Here is a 21,680-nt window from a genome sequence, read left to right as displayed (position 1 = left end):
TCAGGCAGGGATGGGCATTCTGGTAACGCGGGTAGTGGGTTCGGGGACGGTCTCCCCATCGGCCAGCAGTCCTTCAATGTGGAAGACGATGCCTTCGCGAATGAGCTGTTCCGTCGCTTCATAAGTTGGCCCTGCTACACCAAGGCCGGGAAGGTCGGGCACGTAAGCGCTCCATCCTGTAGAAGTCTTTTCGAATACGACGGCATACTCTCTCATGGCTTTAGCCCTGCCTGTTTGAAGATGCTCTTACGGGTTCCCTCATCCATCTCCTCGGAAGGATGGCCAGCGATGGTAACTCTGCCAGGTTTCAGAGGATGCTTAAACTGCCGGTGACTGCCGCGCTGCCCTACCTGATACCAGCCGTCCTCGTGGATGAGGCGCAAAATGTCTCGCGTCTTCATTCTTTCTTCTTCAGTGTATCGCAGCCGTCACAGCGCCGAAATCACAATCGCCACCACCACCAGCCCCATCAGCAGCGACTTCCGCTCCGTAATCGCATAGACCACCGGGTCTTCATTCAACATCCCACGCGACGCCACCAGCCACAACCGGCTGATCCACCACAACAGCATCGGCACCAGCAGCCACAGCCGATGCGAGTGCCTGTACAACTGCGCCGCATCCAGGTTCGAGATATACAACGTCAGCACGGCAACCGACACATATCCGCTTGCCGACCCAAACGACCGAAGCTGTTCCAGATCGGCAACCTGGTAGCCGCGTCCTCGCGCCATTGCACCGCCGCGCTCGCGCAATCCCTCGAGCTCCGCAAACCGCTTAACGAAGGCCAGCGACAGAAAGAAGAAGATCGAGAACCCGGCCAGCCACGTCGAAACCGCAACTCCCGTCGCCGCCGAACCCGCAAGAATGCGGATCGTATACAGCCCCGAGAGCACGATCACATCTACAATCACCATCCTCTTCAGCCGCAGCGAGTAAGCCAGTGTCGTCACCGCATACGCCACCAGCCAGAACAGAAAGCGATCCGGCAAAGCCAGCGCCAGCCCCGGCGAGAAACGCTCGACCACTTGAGGGACCATCAGCGCCAGCGCCAACGACCCAGCCAGAAACAGCACAATCACCACCATCCCGGACAACGCCGAGATATCGCCCGCCGCAAACGGACGCCGCCGTTTCCTCGGATGAATCCGGTCTGCATCCAGGTCGAGCAGGTCATTCACAATATAGGTAGCCGAAGCGCAAAGCCCGAAGCTCAAAAACGCCAGCAGCGCCGCCAGCACCAAACCCTTGGCATGCTCATGCGCCAGCAGCAGCGGCAGAAAGATCAGCAGGTTCTTTGCCCACTGATGCATCCGGATCGCCTTCGGCCACGCCTTCAGCGGCGACGCTCGCTCGGTAAAAGTACGCACCGGAACAATCCCTGCGCTCTTCAGCCCGGCCCGCAGCCCCGCCGTAGGATTTGCGACCATCGGCTCCTTGCAGGCCCGCAGAATCGGCAGATCGGCCCGCGCGTTGCCGATATAGGAGAAGTTGTCGCCGAACTGCTCCCGAAACGCAGCTAATTTATTGCCTCCCGACAAGTTAACCGCGCCATCCGAAGCCAGCACCCCGGCAAACAATCCCAGGTGCTCGGCCACTCTCCGCGCGATAGCCGCGTCCGCAGCCGTAGCCAGATAGATAGGCCGGCCCGTAGCCTGTTCCTGTTCCAGAAAACGCAGCAGCTCACGGTTATACGGCAGATATTCGGTGTCCAGTTGGACCGTCGAGGCCACCTGGCGCTTCAGCGCCGCCTTGCCCTGAACCAGCCATCCCGGCAGCTTCACCAGCGCCTCCGGATGATGTCGCGCCAACGCCAGCGTCGCATCGTGCAGCGTGTCCGACTTGACCAGTGTGCCGTCCAGATCGACCAATAGAACCGGCTGCGAACTATGATTGGGAGCAGGGGACGGAATGGGCAAAAGGGGTTTCCTTCCTAAGGGCATCATCTCATGCAATTTCTGCATGGTAACGTGCCGCAAAGACTGAATAAACGGTTAAAATCAGCGCTTACGGCTATATCGAAATCGGGCGAAACCTTACAAGCCCATTCAACGTCATTATCATTTAAACCTATGTAGCAGAGTAGCTGCTTTCCCTAAGATTCAGAGAAATGGTGAACCACTGATGTCGTCAGCAGATACAAGCGTGCAGGAGTCCCCGGCCAGTTTGCCGCCTTCAGGCCAGGGAAGTACTTCGCCGGAGCCAGAGCAGCCGCAGGGCTCCATCTTTCGGAAGATACTTGTTGTTCTTATCATTCTTGCTGCCATTGGCGCGGCAGTCTGGAAGATCCACAGCAACACCGTCGCTGAAAGCGCCACCAGCGCCAAGCTCGCCGCCGCGGCTGATCGTCCCACTCCTGTGCAGGTCATGCCTGTCGTTCAGAAGACGATGCCCATCTACCTCACCGAGCTGGGCACGGTCACGGCCTACTACACCGTCACACTGAAAACACGCGTCGATGGTCAGCTCATCCGCGTCAATGTGCGCGAAGGCCAGGCGGTTCGCAAAGGTGAGCTTTTAGCCGAGATCGATCCCGCTCCATATCAGGCTGCGCTCGCGCAGGCTCAGGGCCAGCTCGTCAAAGATCAGGCCAACGCCGCCAACGCGCAGGCTGAAGCCTCCCGCTACACCGCGCTCTTCAACGCAGGCGTCGTCTCCAAAGAAAGCCAGCAGGCACAAGTCTCCACCGCAGGCCAGGCGCAGGGCTCCATCGATGCCGACAAAGCCGCCATCGAAGCCGCCAGGGTCAACCTCAACTACACCAAAATCACCTCACCCATCGACGGCGTCGTCGGTCTCCGGCTTGTTGATCCGGGCAACATCGTCCACGCTACCGACACGACCGGTCTTCTCGTTGTCACCCAGCTTCAGCCCATCGCCGTCATCTTCACCCTTCCTGAAGATCAGCTCCCGCAGGTGCTCGAACTCATGCGCGGTGGCAACCAGCTCGCCGTCGACGCCTACGATCGCTCCGGCACCACCCACATCGCCACCGGCCGCGTTCTCACCGTCGACAACCAGATCGACCCCACTACCGGCACCGTCAAGGTCAAGGCCGTCTTCAACAACAAAGACGGCGCGCTGTTCCCAAATCAATTCGTCAACATCCGCCTCATCCTGCAACAGCGTCCCAACGCTCTCGTCATTCCCGCCTCTGCACTCCAGAGTGGAGCGCAAGGCAACTTCGTCTTCCTCGTCAAACAGGGCAATCCTCCTTCCAGCAAATCCGACAACGACAGCAGTGCTGCATCTCAACCGGAGAGCTCGGGAAGCGCATCCTCCTCGTCCAGTGCGAGTGGCCAGAAGAAGCCGCACTCTAACGCCTACGTCGTCGCCCAGCCCGTGCAGGTCGATCTCACTGAAGGCGCGCAGGTCATCCTGAAGAGTGGCCTCACTCCCGGCGATCAAGTCGTCGTCGATGGCCAGGAGAAGCTCAAAGACGGCAGCCGCGTCACCGTCCATACAGCTCAGAAGACGCCCAACCCCATCACCACCTCGTCCGACCAGCAGATGGGCCTCACCAACACCGAGATCACCGGCCCCGTTCCTAACCCAGCCAAAGCCAATCTCGCCGCACCCAACGGCAAGGACCAGCTCGGCCTTCGCGCACCCAGGCGTCAGCAGCCCGCCGGCGGCCAGCAACCAGGTAAAGGCCAGCCCGCAACCGGTCAGGCAAAGGGGCAACTTCCATGAGTCCATCAAGGCCGTTTATTCTTCGGCCCGTGGCCACCTCGCTCCTGATGGTGGCCATTTTGCTTGCGGGCTTTGTCGCGTACAAGCAGCTGCCCATCTCCGCGTTGCCTGAGGTGGACTACCCCACCATCCAGGTTCAGACGTTCTATCCCGGCGCAAGCCCCGAAGTGATGGTCTCCTCCATCACCGCGCCGCTTGAGCGGCAGTTCGGCGAGATCCCCGGCCTCAGCCAGATGACCTCCATCAGCTCCGGCGGTGGCAGCGTCATCACCCTCCAGTTCTCGCTCGACGAATCCATCGACGTCGCCCAGCAGGACGTGCAGGCCGCCATCAACGCCGCCTACAGCTACCTGCCCGCCGACCTGCCCAACCCGCCGATCTACAGCAAGGTCAACCCCGCCGACGCGCCGATCATGACGCTCGCGCTTTCCAGCCCCACGCTGCCGCTCACTCAGGTCGAAGACCTCGCCGACACCATGTTGGCGCAGAAGATCTCCCAGCTCTCCGGCGTCGGTCTCGTCTCCATCAACGGCGGCCAGAAGCCCGCCGTTCGCATCCAGGTCAACCCCACCGCACTCGCCAACTACGGCCTCTCGCTCGAAGACATACGCTCCGCCCTTGGCACCGCCAACGTCGACCAGGCCAAGGGCAACATCAACGGTCGTACACAGGCCTACACCATCGGCGCGAATGACCAGCTGCTCTCCGCTGTCGACTACGCCAAGGTCATCATCGCCTATCGCAACGGCAATCCCGTGCGCCTGTCCGACATCGCCAACTCCATCGATGGTGCTGAAAACATCTTCCAGGCCGCCTGGATGGGCATCGCCCCAGAACCTGCCACGGCCAATCAGCCCGAAAAACCCCTCACCCTCACACCCGCAGTCATCGTCAACATCCAGCGCCAGCCCGGCGCAAACATCATCGGCGTCGTCGACGAGGTGCAGAAGCTCCTCCCGCAGTTGCAGACCTCGCTGCCCGCCAGCGTGAAGCTCCAGGTCCTCACCGACCGCACCACCACCATCCGCGCCTCGGTCAAAGACGTCGAGTTCTCGCTCCTGCTCACCATCGCGCTCGTCGTGATGGTCATCTTCCTCTTCCTCCGTTCTCTGTCAGCAACCATCATCCCGTCGGTCGCTGTGCCACTCTCCATCGTCGGCACCTTCGGCATCATGTACCTGCTGGGCTACAGCCTCAACAACCTCTCGTTGATGGCCCTCACCATCTCCACCGGCTTCGTCGTCGACGACGCCATCGTGATGATCGAGAACATTGCCCGCTTCCTCGAAGATGGCGACTCTCCGATTGAAGCCGCTCTCAAGGGCTCCGAGCAGATCGGCTTCACCATCCTCTCGCTGACCATCTCGCTCATCGCCGTGCTCATCCCGCTGCTCTTCATGGGCGACATCGTCGGCCGGCTCTTCCGCGAGTTCGCCGTCACCCTCGCCGTCACCATCCTCGTCTCAGCGGTCGTCTCCCTTACGCTGACGCCGATGATGTCCTCCCGCCTGCTCAAGCACACACCGCCCTCCGAGCAGAACGCCTTCTACCGCAAGAGCGAAGAGTGGTTCAACTACGTCATCGACAAGTACGCCGTCGGCGTCCGCTGGGTCCTGCGTCACCAGACCTTCACCCTGCTGGTCACGCTCGCCACCCTCGTCCTGACCATCTATCTCTACATCATCGTGCCCAAGGGCTTCTTCCCCGTACAAGACACAGGCGTCCTCCTCGACATCACCGAAGCCCCCCAGACCATCAGCTTCGAAGCCATGTCCGAGCGCCAGCAAGCCGTCGCCCGCGTCATCCTCCAGGACCCCGACGTCGTCAGCGTCTCGTCCTTCATCGGCATCGACGGCACCAACATGACCGTCAACACCGGACGCATCCAGATCAACCTCAAGGACAAGGACTCACGCAAAGCATCCGCGACCGACATCATCCAGCGCCTTGAGCCGAAGCTTGCTCGCGCCACCGGCATCCAGAGCTACCTCCAGCCCCTCCAGGACCTCACCGTCGACGACCGCGTCAGCCGCACCCAATACCAGTACTCCATGGAAGACGCCAACTCCGACGAGCTCGCCATCTGGTCCGCTCGCATGATGGCAAAGATGCAGCAGATCCCAGCCATCACCGACGTGGCCAGCGACCAGCAGCTCGAAGGCCTCGGCGCTCATCTCGTCATCGACCGCGACACCGCCGCCCGTCTCGGCATCACTCCGCAGAACATCGACGACACCCTCGACGACGCCTTCGGCCAGCGCCAGGTCTCCACCATCTTCACCCAGCTCAACCAGTACCACGTCATCCTTGAGGTCGAGCCGAAATATCAGCGCACGCCCTCCTCGCTCGACAGCATCTACGTCAAGAGCTCCAACGGCACCCAGGTCCCGCTCTCCACCTTCACCCACTTCGAGCAGCAGCAGGTCCCGCTTGCCATCAACCACCAGGGCCAGTTCCCGGTCGTCACCCTCTCCTTCAACCTCGCCCCCGGCAAATCCATCGGCGACGCCGTCGATGCCATCAACAAAGCCAAGGCCGACCTCAATCCGCCCGCCAGCATCGATGCCGAGTTTGAAGGCACCGCCCGCTCCTTCGAGGCCTCGCTCTCGAACGAGCCCTTGCTCATCCTCGCCGCGCTGATCGTCGTCTACATCGTGCTGGGCGTGCTGTACGAAAGCTACATCCACCCCGTCACCATCCTTTCGACGCTCCCCTCGGCAGGCGTCGGCGCCATCCTCGCGCTGATGCTCTTCCATACTGACTTCAACGTCATCTCGCTGATAGGTCTCATCCTCTTGATCGGCATCGTTAAAAAGAACGCCATCATGATGATCGACTTCGCCCTCGAAGCCGAGCGCGAGCACGACATGGAGCCCGAGCAGGCCATCTACCAGGCCTGTCTCCTGCGCTTCCGTCCCATCATGATGACGACCATGGCCGCATTGCTCGGCGGCCTTCCGCTTGCCATGGGCACAGGCACCGGCAGCGAGCTGCGTAAGCCGCTCGGCATCGCCATCGTCGGCGGCCTGCTCGTCTCCCAGGTCCTCACCCTCTACACCACCCCGGTCGTCTATCTCTTCTTCGATCGCATCGGCCGCAAATACCTCCACACGCGCGAGGCCGACGCCGAATTCCGCGCGCATGAACACGAAGTGAGTGCCGACTAATGGCAGAACCCAACGCCAATCCGGACCTCACCGCTGCCCGCAAGAGCATCGCCGAGCGCGTCACCAAAGGGACGGTCCACTTCTCCGCGCCCTTCATCAAGCGGCCCGTCGCCACGTTCCTGCTCTCGTTCGCCATCATCCTCGGCGGCGTCGCAGCCTACACGATGCTCCCCGTCTCCAACCTCCCCGAGGTTGAATACCCCATGATCTCGGTTGGCGCCACGCTGCCCGGCGCCGATCCCGAAACCATGGCCTCCGCCGTCACCACCCCGCTCGAGCGCCAGTTCTCCAAAATCGCCGGCATCAACGAGATGACCTCGTCATCCTCGGACGGCTCGGCTTACATCACCCTTCAGTTCGATCTCAGCCGCGACATCAACGGCGCCGCCCGCGACGTCCAGGCTGCCATCAACGCCGCTCGCAGCCAGCTCCCTGCCAACCTGCCCTCGAACCCCACCTACCGCAAGATCAATCCCTCCGACTCGCCCATCCTCATCCTCGCGCTCACCTCGAAGACGATGACGGTGCCCCAGCTCTACGACTCCTGCGACAGCATCCTCGCTCAAAAAATCGCGCAGGTTCAGGGTGTCGGACAGACCTTCTGCGGTGGCGGCGCCAAGCCCGCCGTCCGCATCGAAGCCAACCCTATGCAGTTGGCCAGCTATGGTGTCGGGCTCGAGGCCCTCCGCGCCGCTGCCGCTACCATCAACGTCAACAAGCCCAAAGGCTTCCTCGAAGATTCCATGCAGCGCTGGAGCATCAGCACCACCGACCAGCTCTTCGGCGCCGCCTCCTACGCTCCGCTCATCATTGCCACTGACCGCGGCGCCGTCAGTACTGCCGCAGCAGCATCCGGTCTGCCCGCATCTGAAGCAGGAAACACCGGCTCCAACAGCGGTGCCAGCGCCAGCTCTGCATCCAATTCCACCAATACCCAGCAACTCTCCGCTTCCGCAGCAGTCGGCAGCAGCGCCGTTGCTGGTCACGGAGTCGTTCGTATCCAGGACGTCGCCCGCGTCTACGACGGCGTCGAAAACATCTACAACAGCGGACGCTTCAACGGCGAACCAGCCATCTTCCTCATCGTCTTCAAACAGGCCGGCGCGAACGTCATCAACACCGTCGACCAGGTCATGGCGACCCTGCCGCAGTTGCAGGCATCCATTCCTCCCGCCATAGAAACCCACGTCGCCATGGACCGCACGCTCACCATCCGCGCTTCGGTCAAAGAAGTCACCCAGACGCTCATCATCTCTATCCTGCTCGTCATCATGGTGGTCTTCCTCTTCCTGCGCGAGGTCCGCTCCACCCTCATTCCCTCGGTCTCCGTGCCGCTCAGCCTGCTCGGCACCTTCGGCATCATGTACCTGCTCGGCTACTCGCTGGACAATCTCAGCCTGATGGCCCTCACCGTCTCCACCGGCTTCGTCATCGACGACGCCATCGTCGTCATCGAAAACATCAGCCGCCACCTCGAAGCAGGCAAGTCGCCCTTCGAGGCCGCGATGATCGGCTCCAGGGAGATCGGCTTCACCGTCCTCTCCATGAGCACCTCGCTCATTGCCGTCTTCATCCCCATTCTCCTGATGGGCGGCATCGTCGGACGTCTCTTCCGCGAGTTCGCCGTCACCCTCTCGACCGCCATCGTCGTCTCGCTCGTCGTCTCGCTCACCACCACACCCATGCTCTCAGCGCGCTTCCTCGAGCCGCACTCCAAACGCAAGCATGGCCGCTTCTACAAAGCAGGCGAACGCGCCTTCAACTGGCTCACCTCTGAATACGACCGTGGCCTCCGCTGGGTGCTCGATCACCAGCCCACGATGCTCGCCGCCACGCTCATCACCGTCGCGCTCACCATCTACCTCTACGTCCTCGTGCCCAAAGGCTTCTTCCCGCAGGAGGACACAGGCCGCATCGGCGGACAGGTTCAGGGCCAGCAGGACGCCTCCTTCTACTCCATCAAACCCAAGGTCGAGCAGATGGCCCAGATCGTCCAGGCCGACCCCGGCGTCGCCAACGTCGTCTCCTTCGTCGGCGCAGGTCCCGGCGGCGGCACCGGCGCCTCCGGCCGCATGTACGTCGCGCTCAAAGACGACGCCGAGCGCTGGAAGAACGGCGACACCGCCGACGTCATCATCAACCGGCTCCGCGGCAAGACCGCCAACATCCCCGGCGTCCGCCTCTACCTCCAGTCCTACCAGGACGTCCGCGTCGGCGGCCGCAGCACCGCCACCGAGTACCAATACTCGCTCACCTCCGAAAACCTCTCCGACCTCAACGAGTGGGCGCCCAAGCTCATGGCTGCCATGGAGAAGCTCCCGCAGGTTAAAGACATCGCCACTGACCAGCAGCAGCAGGGTCTCCGCGCTCAACTCGTCATCGACCGCGACACCGCATCCCGCCTCAGCATCACTCCCCAGGCCATCGACTCCACGCTCGCCGACGCCTTCGGGCAGATCTTCGTCTCCACCACCTACATGCCGCTCAACCAGTACCACGTCGTCATGGAAGTGGACCCGCGCTACCAGATGAACCCCGACCAGATGCGCGACATCTTCATCAAGAGCTCAACCGGCGCAGAAGTCCCGCTCTCTGCCCTCACGCACTACGAATCGCAGCGCATCCCGCTCGTCGTCAATCACCAGGGGCAGTCGCCGTCAGTCACGCTCTCCTTCAACCTCGCGCCAGGCTTCGCACTCTCCGACGCCGTCGCCGCCATCGACACCGCGCGTGAAAACATCGGCATGCCGTCCGCTATTCGCGGCGGTTTCCAGGGCACCGCGCAGGCATTCCAGGCATCGCTCGAGTCCGAGCCCATCCTGATTCTGCTTGCTCTCTTCGCCGTCTACATCGTCCTCGGCATCCTCTACGAGAGCCTCGTCCACCCGCTCACCATCCTCTCCACGCTTCCATCCGCTGGAGTCGGTGCACTCGTCGCTCTTCTCCTCTTCAAAGTTGAACTGAGCGTCATCGCCATGATCGGCATCATCCTCCTGATCGGCATCGTCAAAAAGAACGCCATCATGATGATCGACTTCGCTCTCGTCGAAGAGCGCGAAAACGGCAAGTCCGCGCGCGACGCCATCTACGCCGCCTGTCTCCTGCGCTTCCGCCCCATCATGATGACGACCTTCGCCGCTCTGCTCGGCGGCCTGCCGCTCGCCCTCGGCACCGGCACCGGCAGCGAGCTGCGCCGCCCACTCGGCATCACCATCGTCGGCGGACTCATCGTCTCGCAGGCCCTCACCCTCTTCACCACCCCGGTCGTCTATCTCTACTTCGACCGCCTCCGCGCCCGCGTCGCCACCCTCCGCGGCAAATCCGCCAAAATGCATCCCCTCCCGCAAACCGTCTCCGGCGACTGATCTCCCAGCCCTGAACATTCGGGTGCCCCATCCGTACGCGCTCTTTGCGAACGGGTGGGAGAGTAGACCTTCACCCTGCCGCTGCTGCATCTTCCCGCCCGCACTCAAAATTCCAGCAGCATTTCCTCTTGACAAATCCATAACCAAACAGTTATGGTTTGTCCATGAAGTCGGCCCCAGCCAATCACGTCTTCCGAGCCCTCGCCGACCCCACCCGCCGCGCGATCTTCGAAGAGCTCACCCGCCAGGGCGAGCAGACCGTACACGCCCTCACCCGCTACGCCGGCGTCTCCCAGCCCGCCGTCTCCAAACACCTCACCGTGCTCAAGCGTGCCAAACTGGTGCGGCACCGTCGCGAAGGCCGCGAGACCCACTACCGCGCCGAGCCCAAAGCGCTCGCCCCCATCGTCGACTGGCTTGAACACTACGGCATCTTCTGGCAAGACCGCTTCAACCATCTCGAATCTCTTTTAGAAAGGATGAAACCATGACCCACACAGCAGAAAGCAATCCGACAGAAACCCGTACCCTCGTCGTCGAGAGAGTCTTTTCACATGCACCCGAAAAGCTCTGGCGCGCCCTCACCGAAAGCCCACTCATCGCCCAGTGGCTGCTCAACAACGACTTCGCACCATCCATCGGCCACAAGTTCCAGTTCCGCTCCGAACCCGTACAAGGCTGGAACGGCATCATCGACTGCGAAGTCCTCGCCCTCGATCCTCCAAAGCAGCTCTCCTATACCTGGAGCTCCATGGGCCTCGACTCCGTCGTGCTCTTTACCCTCGCTCCAGCCGAAGGCGGCACGCACCTTCGCATGGAGCAGTCCGGCTTCCGCGCAGACCAGCAGCAAGCCTACGGCGGCGCAAAATACGGCTGGAACAGCTTCTTCAACAAGCTGGAGAACGTGCTCGGCGAGAGCGCAAAATGAGCGCCTCCGGCAAAGCATCCAAAGGTCTCGTCATCACCTTCTGGATCTTCACCGCGCTCTTCTGCGTGGAGATGCTCTTCACGGCATACTTTGAGCTGATGATGCTTCCGCAGGCGGCGCAGGCATTCACGCGCCTCGGCTTCTCAGCCAACGCCTTCCGTATCGAGCTCTCATGGGCCAAAGTAGCAGGCGTAGCCGCGCTGCTTTGGCCCATGGCCCGCGGACAACGCGGACTCATCTCGACCCTCAAGGAATGGGCCTACGCCGGCTTCGCCATCAATCTCATCTCCGCGCTCATCGCGCATCTGTCCATCAGCGACCGCCCGCTCGCACTGGTTCCCTCCGCAACCACCAGTGTGCTCTGGGCGTTCTCCTACTTCTCCTGGCGCCGTCTGCAAACGCAGCCCATGGCCGATTGACGATGCTTCGCAACTGGAACGCACACGCCTCATCGGCGTTCCATTGCGAAGCTATCTTGTACGCTATCTAATCCACGCTACGCATCAATGCCCATGGTTATCCTTCCCATGCCACTGGTTGCCATGTGCATCGCGGTCGCTTTTCCCGTGGAAGTTCTGCGGAGAAAATCCACGGTGGCTGTCGGCATGTTCGCCACGCTGAGGAAGGTGGCCATGGTAGCCATGGTGCGGGTCAAAATGATCGTCGACATGTCCATGGAAGTCACGCGATCCATGAAACCACGGTCCGGCGCCAACAAAGACGCCACCGCTAAACCACTCCGGGCCATAGTAGCCATAGGGCGCACAGTTGTACGGCGCGTATGCATAGTAGCCATAAGGACAAACAGGCGCGGGCCCTATCTGGATACTCAATTGGGCCTGTGCTTGAGGAGCTGCCGCCGCTGCCAGGCAAACAGCCGCAACCGCAGTCATTGCGGCGATGTTGAGTTTATTCATTGCAATCACCTCCGAGCCCATTAGAGGCAGCGATGCATCCGGCTGGTTGCCGTAGGCAGCAAAGTCGGTTTAGCCATATCACCGCTATCTGCTGAAATCATCCGGCATCAGGCAACCGAACACCCTCCTTCTCCATCGTCCGCTCGCGACGGTTGCAGGCAACGCCGCGCGCAGCTAAATTAGCTACGAGAACCGGAGGTTCCCATGAAATCCGCCTCTGCATCCATCGACGCAAAGATCAACCAACTCGGCGACTGGCGCGGCAAAACCCTCGCGAAGGTTCGCGAGATCATCCACCAGGCCGACCCCGGGATCACCGAAGAGTGGAAGTGGGCCAAGGCAACATCGCCGGGAGTTCCCGTCTTCTCCCTCGGCGGCATCATCTGCACGGGAGAGACCTACAAAAACGCCGTCAAACTCACCTTCGCCAAAGGCGCCTCACTGCCGGACCCGGCAGGCCTCTTCAACTCCAGCCTCGAAGGAAACGTCCGCCGCGCCATCGACATCCACGAGGGCGACAAGATCAACGAAGCCGCCCTCAAGAACCTCATCCGCGCCGCCGTCGCCTTCAATCTCCAGGGCAAACCGAAGCGGGCAACCGCCCGGCGCTCTGTCTAGCCCATCCGTTCGACTCTGTGTCACATCAAGGGCCCCTGCGTTACCTGCCACAACAATGTTGAGCAAACGAGGAGGAGCCTGTGTCACTCAGTGAGCGAAATTTAAAACCGCGAAGTATAACCCTGCACATGGTCGCAAGCCTTGATGGTTTTATCGCGAAGAACGACAACACCGTATCGTGGCTCGATGGAAATGGAGCCGTCTACGAAGCTGGAGTCTCCGTTTCGCCGGAGGAAGCCGCGGCCTTCGTCAAGACCATCGACTGCTATGTCCTCGGTTCCCGAACCTATGAGCACGCAATGGAACTGGGTTGGCCCTATGGCGATACTCCGGTCGTCGTCGTCACCAGCAGGGAACTGCCGCAGGCAACCAGCGCTGTCCAGTTTTATTCGGGCGATCTCAGAACATTAGTGGATATGGAACTCGCGCCTCGATATCGAAACATCTGGCTCGTAGGCGGAGCCATGTTGTGCCGGCATTTTCTCTCGCTCGGCCTGGTAGACGAAATCAAGCTGACAGTGGCGCCCGTCCTATTGGGCGAAGGACTCCGTCTGTTTAATGGCTCTATCGCGGAAGAAACATGGAACCTGAAGAACGTAGTCGCGTATAAAAACGGCTTTGTCGAGCTGTCCTACTCCTCCCCCGCTTCGTGAAGCCTCATCATCGGTTGTCAAGCCCATCAAACCAGCGGAAATCACATATATCGCACAAAATAAACCGGATATTTTATCGGCAGAGTTGGCGGTTTAGTTTTCCCCACCCAACTACAATAGAAATAGATATAGATACAGAAGACAAAAGCCCCCGAAACCCGGGGGCCTTTTCATTTAACAAACCCATTGAAATCAAGACTTTGGAACTAAGTCAAATAAAATGAAGACTTTGCAAAATCAGCTTCTATCCAAACCAAATGAAATGAAGACTTTACCCCAAAAGTATAGGGGAGGGGGCTACCGGAGCCCGGCCTCAAACACCCGGAACCGCCGCTCCAGCTCCCACTGCTCCGCCGCCTTCTCACTCGACCCGAGGAACTCCCCGCACCTCCCCGAAGGCGTCGTCCCCAGCACCTGTCCTGAGCACGCCGGAGCCACCCGCGAGAAGTCATCCTCCCGCGCCCACAGACTCGCCCCCGGTAGAAACCCGTGCTCCAGACTCGTCCGCGCCATCCCCTTCAGGTCCAGGTATCCCAACCCGAAATCCTCCACCGCCCGCACGTACTCGTGCGTCAGGGTAATCCGCGACACTCCCTCGTCGTCCGTCGAGAGCGCCACCGGAACTCCAGCCGCCCGGTACACCGGCAGCGGGTGGTGCCGCCCATCCACTCCCAGGATCACCGCGTTCGAGGTCAGGTTGATCTCCACCATCACGTGCCGCGCCGCCATCTCCTTCAGCAACCCGTGCGGATCGTCCTCGTACATCACGTCCACCCCGTGCCCGATCCGCTCCGCATGCCCCAACTCCACCGCCTCCCGGATGTGGAACCGCAACCCCTCCGGCGGAACCAGCCCCGGAGCCAGCTCCCCCGCGTGCAGCGTGATGTGCACCTTCGGGTAGACGCCGTGCAGGTAGTCCAGCATCATCATCTGCCGGTGGTACTCCGCCATCGCCAGGTAAGCATCCTCCGGCTGCACGAAGTTAATCCCCACCACATCCGGGTCACTCGCCGCCAGCTCGAAGTAAAGAAGCGTCTGGGCGAAGACCTGCTCCGGCGGAAACGCCCGCAGCACCTGCCCCAGGAAGCGGATCTTCACTGAGCAACCCGCCGCCGCGGACGCCGTCCCGCACCGCTCGATCCGGTCCCGCGAAGCCAGCGCGTCACTCAACTCCTTCCGGTCCGCCGCAACCTCATCCCGCAACCCTCCCGCCAGCAGTTCCTCCCGCAGACGCGTCAACTCCGCCCGCGAGTCACCCTCACCCGCAGGCCACCCGAGCGACTCCCCCAACCGGGCCGCCGCCGAGAAGTCCGGCGTGTGCATCACCTCGAGGTACTGCTCGTTCTGCGCCGCCGCCCGCGACGCCACCTCGTCCAACCACTCCCCGAGATGCGACCTGTCGATCCCCCCGAACCGAGCGAACGTCGCGAAGAACTGGTCGTGCCCGCTTACACCCGCACTCGGCACGAAGCTCCGCATCGAGAAGGAGTCGACGAGCCGGTCATAGAGTCCCTGGTCCCTGAAAGCATCCGACGCCCGCACGTTCCCTTCGCCACACACCGGCTGCGGTGGCAGGCTCCGCGTCGTAGCCGCCGGCTTGAAGAGGTTGAGCGTCTTCGGACTAACACAGAGTCCATCCTCTGCCGCATCCTTCAAAAACGTCTCCGCGTAGACTGCGCCCGAGAGATGCATGTGCAGATCCGCTCCCTTCGGCATCCGGCGAAGGAACGCAGCCAGTTCTAGCGGATTCTTCTTTGCTGTATCGAATACCTGCATTGCACGCCGCTCACCTGTAGTTACAGTCGCGCGGTTGGTGCTAATTCGAGACTGCGCCCGGGTAACGGCACAAAGCAACAACACCTGAACAAAAACGAAAATGCGGCGCAAGGGGTCTCCTCACTGGTCAGGAATCAGATGAAACAGGATAGCGCGCGTGGGATAGTTGGCGGAGAGACACTTGGTTGCTATACTTGAATCACGTTTGGTTGTCGGTTTCCACCGGCGACAAGCTCCCTTGAAAAAGCCGGGGCAACAGATGTATCGCAGCGCGCGGGTGTTCTTGGCGTTCCCCGACCTCAAGCGCTTATGCCAAGGCCAGATAGCTCAGTGGTAGAGCGCGGCCCTGAAAAGGCCGGCGTCGGCGGTTCGATCCCGTCTCTGGCCACCACCTGCATTACACACTTTTTCCCAACTTGACGAGTCATTGAAGCCTTCACGGCTAGGCTCATGGCGGTTCGGTCCCCGCCAAAGAGGTCAATATCTCCGGAAACCTCATAGACCGGCCCGTCTTCTGCCCCGTGTGGGGTTAGGATGAGCTTCCCGATATGGTTAGCCAGAATTTGGCGGGCCTTCTCAGGCTCCAGATCAAAGGCAAGAAATACTTCCACCTGGGACTGTTGGAGATCATTGTGATCTTCTTCTCCGCAGATGTACCTCATGTCTGCGATTCCGGGCCAGAGCGTGTCCAGACCGGTCTCTCAATGCGCACAACGGATTTGCCGCAGAACGGACCAAGGTATCAATTGCTCACGAAAGCCGAATACGATCCCCTGATCCGGCCGCTCGGTCTCCTGGGAATCGCCGTGGCGATCGCGATTCGCTGGCATGATGAACCGCAGTAGCTGTTGTACCTTGCCAAAATTCCATCCGGATCCAAATAGGCCTGATTCAGGGACGCAGAGGCATTTCCGGGAGAGATTTCCAACTGGAAAGGAGTATCTGGTGATTACGAATTCCAATAAAAAGAGCGCCGGATGCTGCACGAGAACTCAGCCGACGACCTACTCCCGCACCCCGCTACATATGCCCAATTTCTTCGAGAACTGATCGAAGCAAGAACTCAAGCGGCGAGGTCTCGTCCGGCAAGCAACGCCGTCTCCGCAGTGTAGAGATAGACAGTGAAACCGGCTTGAAGCTCTTCAACAAAGGATTGTCGGCGGCGACGCATTTGTTCCGAGCTTTGCCCGATAGATGCCATGCACCAAACTGTGGTGATCGCTGGGGAACGTCGCGGAGATACGCCTGAGCGGTTGGTGGAGCAAGTGATTCGCCTGGCAGGTAATCAGCAAGCTGCCCTCTCGTCGATACACTGGAGTCGAGGATCAGTCCCTGCTGGAGGATTCAACAGTTCACGATGGCTGTTGATAACTTCCTCTAGGTTCCATCCGAAATCGGGTCTTACTGGAACCACGTTCTTTGAGAATACTGAGTGATTCAGAAAGCAGACGCGGACGAGGCGCATCGCCGGGCAACAGCCTGGCAACGACACCGGCATTCAGACTTTGTCTGCCGAGATCAGATAGCTCGCCGACCTGTTCAGGTGTCAGCCAGCCACACGCCTTCAATGATGATGCAACCAACGAGCGCATCGATGCACGCAACCGTGGCATCGCACGAAAACCTCGCAAATAGCAAGAGTTGTCGAGTGCATCCGCTACTCTATGACACCCTTCCTGATGATTAGACATCCATATAAACGGAGCTCTCCGGTCATCAGGACTCCAAACGCGTTTCGAGCGCGCTCATAGAATGCGAGCCGATCAATCCGAATGGGTGCGGGTACCGATGGATCATAACGTCGAATCACATTCATGAAATCGGCTTCGACAGATGGGTCGAATTTTTTGTGGGCATCTACTTTCAGCATGACCAGCGGATCCGCGTAGGTCTCGAAGGGAAATAATGGCGCGATCCCTTCGAGGATATCCGTAACCGAGAGCCCATCGGAGCGAAGCAGCCGCCGGGCCATACTGGCTCCAGGAAAGTTAGAGTCGGCAAGGACCAGTTCATCTCCATGCCCCATCTCGCATAAGAGCTTGAGCAGCTCTGGGCTAACAACAGGTGAGATTCCCCTAAGCATTGCATCAGTCCTTTCGCTTTCGAAGTTACTGCGTGCTTAACTCAAGTCCAATAGATCCGCAGCGCCCCGTCGCTGGCATTACCGACTCCTTGCTGATATTAGCCTTCACTGGGCATCCTTCACACATCGGAAACCTACCGTACCTGAGCGATCGTAGCTGGGAGCCATCAACAGCAGCTTGCCGTGCTGATCGTTCCTGTACGCCTCGGGGAAATACCAGAGCGAACCGGATGGGCGATAGTGGCTGCCTCCGCGCAGAATTGCCGCGCGCGTGTGGTCGTCCACATATTCGTCCGTCCATTGCCACACATTCCCCACCATGTCCATCACGCCAAATGGGCTTGCTCCATTGGGGTGTGCATCCACATCGCTTGCCGGACCCATTACACGGCCATGGTCGGAGATCGGAGCAGGTGCATCGTTGGGATTCGTCCCCCAGTGGCAGGGAGTAATAGATGATGCCGAAATTGGACTTCTGGATGGATCAGGACTGGAATGCGCTGCCGACTGCCAGTCGCAATTGCCCCACGGATAGATGCGGCCGTCGTTTCCCTGCGCAGCATACTGCCATTCCCACTCGTGCGGTAGCCGCTTGCCTGCCCACTTCGCATATTCGCGTGCGTCTTCCAGGGATACCCATGTCACTGGCTTGTTCGCTGTGCCAGCCGGGTAGGTTCCACTCTTCCAGTCCTTCAAGAAATTCAAATCATCTTTGGGATGGTAATGCGATGCGTCAAGAAACTTCTTGAACTCCGCGTTGGTCACTGGGTACTTGTCGATGTAGAAGGGTTTGATCTGCATACGATGTTCGTGGAAGCGTTGCGCGCTGCTCTCCCACGGATACTGCACATCCACACCGATGTCATTCGATCCCTCGATTTCGATACCTTCGACTTTGAAATTGAAGTTGCCGCCTTCGATGCGAATCATCCCTTCGGGCGTAGAAGTTGCCGGCTGTGTGGGAGCGATCTCCACAAGCTTCTGCGGAAGCGCGGTCCACTCGTGTGAATAGTCGGAGAGCGGCTTCGCCGTCATCTGCGCCATCTTTGTCATCAGTTCCTTGATGGGGGCATTGGGTTCACCGGCGACCGCCAGCACGGCGCCGTACCCATGAGCCTCCAGGGCGAACTGCAAGATATCTTCCTTGCCTTCCGTCAACGGCTTCAGCTCCACACCGTGGTAGAGATCGAAATAACGCATGCCGTCCCGGTGCGGCACTGTCATCTGCTCACCGTCGACGTCGTATTCATTGCGATTGACAATCGTCCATACGGTTTGTTCGCCCAACGGCCAGCGGCTCGCATAGATTCCATATCGCGACATGGGGTAGTACGGTTCCCAACCGGTACTTGCGAAGAAGGGGGCCACGGCGCGCTCGATGGTTGCGACCCGGCGCGTTGCCTCTCCATCGCGCGGAGTCACGCCGTTCCAGATTCCCCAGACGTTCTCCCAACTCTCCCATCCTTCGCCATTGAAGAAGGCGTACTGCAAGGCGTCCGCTTTGTCGCGATCCCAGCGGCCTTGAATATTGACCTGGTGACGCGGTTCCAGCCAGCGATACCTGTCAACTTTGGGGGCAAACTCATATTTGTACTGACCCCAGGTGAGGACATTCCAGGCAAGTCCTTCATCAGCAGGGCCGCGCTCCGGCTCAAACGCCAACGGATGATTGATCTTTTCGGCGGCCAACGAAAACGCCAGCGGTACACCTTCCTGCGTATCGCCATTGATGCCGTCCGCATCGATCTCCTTCATGAGCTCGGCGATGGCATTGGGCCACGGCTTGCCGGGATCATGCGTGCCCTGGTCCCACATCATCATAGGAAACAGGACACGCACGCCGCGGCGATGGAAATCCTCCACCATCTTGCGAACACCCTCGACGCCTCCGGGCATCGATCGCACCATGTCAAGCTGATTGCGATCGTCGATGCCTGCGTTGGGATAAACCGCCCAAACCAGGACTGCATCGATGCCGCCATAACGCTTTTCAAGATCATCCAGATACTTGTCGACTGTGTACTGTCCCGCAATCGGGTCATAGAAATAGCGGTCGTGCACCATCATCTGGGGCTGAATAAAGCTGTGTTGGATCCATTGCAGTTGAGGGAGAGCGTAGCGGGACGAATCATACCCGATACGAATGTGCTCCTCCATTCGCCAGTGGGTCATGTCTGCGAGCCAGGCGGCGTGACTTGCAGAAGTACAGGGGACGTATCCTATCCATATCGGGTGACTCGTGTAGCAAGCGGGGGGAGGGAACTGCTGACCTTGCGGCCCAAAGAACAGACCCTGTGCAAACGCGGAACCAGTTAAAATTGCCGCCCCTGCGGCAAGGGCAGATATCCGAACAAAATTGCGAATTCCCGATTTCATTTCGTCTCCTATGTATTCAGGGTGCGCAGCGCCCGCGCGAAGAATCTGGCGGCCATATACGTGGCTCAACATTGGTTAGGGATTGTCAGTCGTGGGATTCTCTAGACTCGCTCGCATCAAGTCACTCTGACAGACTGTTCGGCGATGAATTGCTCCACTTCCTTGAGCGTGGGCATGGAAGGCTGGGCGCCTGGGCGTGTCACCGAAATACCTGCCACTGCGGTCGCAAACCGCGCGCTCTCAATCGCGCTCTTTCCCTTCATCAGGCCTACGGCAAATCCACCATTGAATGCGTCTCCCGCTGCCGTTGTATCGACCGCCCGCACGTCGAACGCTGGCAGGGCTTCGATCCTGCCGTCTCTATCCCCCACCACCACGCCTTCCTGCCCAAGTTTCAGCAAAACCCCCTGGGCTCCCTTTTGCTGCAGGCGCCGCACAGCGCTTCGCGGCTCAAGCTCCGCCGCTCCCGCTCCGTCAGCGGCATAGAAGGTTGCTTCCGTCAGGTTCGGCGTCAGCCACGTAACGTGCTTGAAAAGACCATCGGACAGAGTCGCAGCAGGAGCAGGATCGAGAATGAATGGAATTCCTTCGCGCGAGCAGATCTCACCCAGGTATTCAACTGTGTCCAGCGGAATCTCAAGTTGCGCCAGTACAGCACCCGCATTCCGAATTTCCGAGTAGTGCTGCTCCAGATATGCGGGCGTCAGTGTCGCGTTTGCGCCCGGGGTCACAATAATGCTGTTGTCTCCCGAAGCCGCAACACAAATGACCGCAATGCCTGACGGCCCATCATTTGTTTCTACAAGCTCAGTGTCGACGCCTGCACGATTCAGGTGCATGTGTGCTTCGCGTCCAAACGAATCGCTGCCGACGCGGCCAATCATGCGCACCGGGTATCCGAGCCGCGCGACAGATACTGCCTGGTTGGCCCCTTTGCCGCCAGGATAAATATTGAAGTCGCTGCCCAGAACTGTTTCTCCGGACAACGGCATTCTCTCGGTTACTGAAACCAGATCCGTATTGATGCTGCCCACAACGATAATAGGCTTTGAGTTCTGCAAGTGCGTCTCCTCGTATATCAATCAGCGCAGATTAGAAAGTGGTGCAATTGCAATCGTTCCCAGCCCACTCAAAAACAGAATGAACATCCAGGTCAGCAGTATCCTGGCCCTCGGTGAGGCCGACGCAAACTCATGCCAGATAAACACACCCCACGCTGCGGAGATCATGGTTGCGCCCTGGCCGATGGAGTACGAAACGGCCGGCCCAACAATGTGCGCTTTGGAGGCAAGAAAGTTCGCCAGCGCACCCGTGCACCAGATTGCTCCGCCAAGAATCCCCGCCAAATGCCAGCGCAGCGGCGCCACCCGATAGCTCTGCATCTTCACAGGCAGACCGGCGTCGAGCGGAAAGCGCATGAATAAATAGTTCACAGGCACAGCGCAGACAGCCACCCCAATGGCGAAGAAAAGAACTGCTGCGTACGGCTCAATTGCGTGTTCACCACTCATTGCCCCCGATACCAGCGGATAAAAACTTCCCATCAGCAGTCCAGAGATCAGACTGATGATCAGTCCGCGCCGTGCCGACCTGGGTTGTCCGCTCTCTCTTTGCCGGTAAGCCATTGCATCGAGCACAATGGCACCAACCACCAGCGCGATGCCTCCGAAAAGAAGAAGCGGATTGCCTTTCGGAGAAAGAATGTAGTTGCTGACTGCTCCAACCACCAGCGCGAGCCCGATTCCGACCGGAAATGCGACGGCTAATCCGGCAATATCGATGGCCGCAACCAGCAGCAAATTTGCAATGTTGAAGACTGCGCCCCCTGCAAAGGCCAGCAGAAGTGCCTGGCTCGAAGTCTTTGCTACATCCTGCAGGAACGGCATCCCTGTCGATCCAAAACTTCCAAATGTCAGACCCCACACTACCGCGGCCGCAATCAAGCCAAGAACATAGTCCCAGTAGAAGAGTTGAAAACGGTACCCCGGACACAGCTTGACCGCGTTTGCCCAAGACCCCCAGCACAGCATGCTTACCAACATCAACAACAGCGCAATCCAGTAGGCCTCAGGCTGATACATGGCTCTCCTTCGCATTTCAACAA

Annotated in this window: 18 protein-coding genes and 1 tRNA gene; 10 read left to right on the top strand and 9 right to left on the bottom strand. The window is 59.8% G+C overall.

The features are described from left to right. From IEX36_RS09305 to IEX36_RS09295, 3 genes are read right to left on the bottom strand one after another with little or no spacing between them, the layout of a single operon-like run. Complete coding sequence (locus IEX36_RS09305; protein ID WP_188759059.1) at positions 1-216, bottom strand: type II toxin-antitoxin system HicB family antitoxin; 216 nt, start codon at positions 214-216, stop codon at positions 1-3. Next, positions 213-401: a type II toxin-antitoxin system HicA family toxin gene (locus IEX36_RS09300; RefSeq protein WP_188759058.1), complete on the bottom strand. Its 189-nt coding sequence runs from the start codon at positions 399-401 to the stop codon at positions 213-215. Before IEX36_RS09300 ends, IEX36_RS09305 begins: the two co-directional genes overlap by 4 nt. A 27-nt stretch (positions 402-428) precedes the next feature. Next, positions 429-1,919, bottom strand: a complete 1,491-nt coding sequence (locus tag IEX36_RS09295; protein ID WP_229668835.1) for a UbiA family prenyltransferase — start codon at positions 1,917-1,919, stop codon at positions 429-431. Between the two features lie 205 nt (positions 1,920-2,124). Here IEX36_RS09295 and IEX36_RS09290 point away from each other — a divergent pair, with 205 nt between their 5' ends. The 6 genes from IEX36_RS09290 (at position 2,125) to IEX36_RS09265 (ending at position 11,572) form a co-directional block, all read left to right on the top strand. Then, on the top strand, positions 2,125-3,693 hold the full coding sequence (locus IEX36_RS09290; RefSeq protein WP_229668834.1) for an efflux RND transporter periplasmic adaptor subunit: 1,569 nt from the start codon (positions 2,125-2,127) through the stop codon (positions 3,691-3,693). Further along, a complete protein-coding gene (locus tag IEX36_RS09285) occupies positions 3,690-6,860 on the top strand; it encodes a multidrug efflux RND transporter permease subunit (protein WP_188759056.1) in 3,171 nt (1,056 codons plus the stop codon). Before IEX36_RS09290 ends, IEX36_RS09285 begins: the two co-directional genes overlap by 4 nt. Further along, complete coding sequence (locus tag IEX36_RS09280; RefSeq protein WP_188759055.1) at positions 6,860-10,225, top strand: efflux RND transporter permease subunit; 3,366 nt, start codon at positions 6,860-6,862, stop codon at positions 10,223-10,225. The genes IEX36_RS09285 and IEX36_RS09280 overlap by 1 nt, the downstream gene beginning before the upstream one ends. Positions 10,226-10,389: 164 nt before the next feature. Beyond that, positions 10,390-10,716: an ArsR/SmtB family transcription factor gene (locus tag IEX36_RS09275; protein WP_188759054.1), complete on the top strand. Its 327-nt coding sequence runs from the start codon at positions 10,390-10,392 to the stop codon at positions 10,714-10,716. After that, positions 10,713-11,153, top strand: a complete 441-nt coding sequence (locus IEX36_RS09270; RefSeq protein ID WP_188759053.1) for an SRPBCC family protein — start codon at positions 10,713-10,715, stop codon at positions 11,151-11,153. Before IEX36_RS09275 ends, IEX36_RS09270 begins: the two co-directional genes overlap by 4 nt. Continuing rightward, complete coding sequence (locus IEX36_RS09265) at positions 11,150-11,572, top strand: DoxX family protein (protein ID WP_188759052.1); 423 nt, start codon at positions 11,150-11,152, stop codon at positions 11,570-11,572. Before IEX36_RS09270 ends, IEX36_RS09265 begins: the two co-directional genes overlap by 4 nt. A gap of 84 nt (positions 11,573-11,656) precedes the next feature. Here the strand turns inward: IEX36_RS09265 and IEX36_RS17480 are convergent, their stop codons facing one another. After that, a complete protein-coding gene (locus IEX36_RS17480) occupies positions 11,657-12,070 on the bottom strand; it encodes a hypothetical protein (protein ID WP_229668833.1) in 414 nt (137 codons plus the stop codon). Positions 12,071-12,274: 204 nt separating this feature from the next. On the opposite strand from IEX36_RS17480, the gene IEX36_RS09255 reads away from it, so the two are divergent. Both IEX36_RS09255 and IEX36_RS09250 read left to right on the top strand, forming a co-directional pair. Then, positions 12,275-12,688, top strand: a complete 414-nt coding sequence (locus IEX36_RS09255) for a DUF1801 domain-containing protein (RefSeq protein WP_188759050.1) — start codon at positions 12,275-12,277, stop codon at positions 12,686-12,688. An 80-nt stretch (positions 12,689-12,768) separates the two neighbouring features. Next, the gene (locus tag IEX36_RS09250) at positions 12,769-13,341 is read left to right on the top strand and encodes a dihydrofolate reductase family protein (RefSeq protein ID WP_263364920.1); all 573 of its coding nucleotides are present in this window, start codon (positions 12,769-12,771) and stop codon (positions 13,339-13,341) included. 297 nt (positions 13,342-13,638) lie between these two features. Here IEX36_RS09250 and IEX36_RS17625 read toward each other — a convergent pair whose 3' ends face one another. Then, positions 13,639-15,228 carry an adenosine deaminase family protein gene (locus IEX36_RS17625; protein ID WP_263364919.1) on the bottom strand — a complete coding sequence of 530 codons (1,590 nt, stop codon included), beginning with the start codon at positions 15,226-15,228 and terminating at the stop codon, positions 13,639-13,641. A gap of 205 nt (positions 15,229-15,433) precedes the next feature. Here IEX36_RS17625 and IEX36_RS09240 point away from each other — a divergent pair. Beyond that, positions 15,434-15,508: transfer RNA gene (locus IEX36_RS09240), tRNA-Phe, on the top strand. 157 nt (positions 15,509-15,665) lie between these two features. Next, positions 15,666-15,962 (top strand): hypothetical protein, encoded by a 297-nt coding sequence (locus IEX36_RS09235; RefSeq protein WP_188759048.1) that lies wholly within the window; start codon positions 15,666-15,668, stop codon positions 15,960-15,962. An 812-nt stretch (positions 15,963-16,774) separates the two neighbouring features. On the opposite strand, the gene fucU is transcribed toward IEX36_RS09235, so the two are convergent. The 4 genes from fucU to IEX36_RS09215 all read right to left on the bottom strand — a co-directional run bounded on the left by fucU (position 16,775) and on the right by IEX36_RS09215 (position 21,657). Next, positions 16,775-17,200: an L-fucose mutarotase gene (gene fucU / locus IEX36_RS09230; protein ID WP_188759047.1), complete on the bottom strand. Its 426-nt coding sequence runs from the start codon at positions 17,198-17,200 to the stop codon at positions 16,775-16,777. A gap of 105 nt (positions 17,201-17,305) precedes the next feature. Then, positions 17,306-19,372 carry a formylglycine-generating enzyme family protein gene (locus IEX36_RS09225; protein WP_229668832.1) on the bottom strand — a complete coding sequence of 689 codons (2,067 nt, stop codon included), beginning with the start codon at positions 19,370-19,372 and terminating at the stop codon, positions 17,306-17,308. A gap of 320 nt (positions 19,373-19,692) precedes the next feature. Continuing rightward, a complete protein-coding gene (gene rbsK / locus IEX36_RS09220) occupies positions 19,693-20,637 on the bottom strand; it encodes a ribokinase (protein ID WP_188759045.1) in 945 nt (314 codons plus the stop codon). Positions 20,638-20,658: 21 nt separating this feature from the next. Next, positions 20,659-21,657: a GRP family sugar transporter gene (locus tag IEX36_RS09215; RefSeq protein WP_188759044.1), complete on the bottom strand. Its 999-nt coding sequence runs from the start codon at positions 21,655-21,657 to the stop codon at positions 20,659-20,661. Positions 21,658-21,680: the final 23 nt, after the last annotated feature.

This window comes from Edaphobacter acidisoli, from assembly GCF_014642855.1.
Lineage (GTDB): Bacteria > Acidobacteriota > Terriglobia > Terriglobales > Acidobacteriaceae > Edaphobacter > Edaphobacter acidisoli.
The sequence above is the reverse complement of the archived record's forward strand: the minus strand, read 5'-3'. Positions and strand labels throughout refer to the sequence as shown.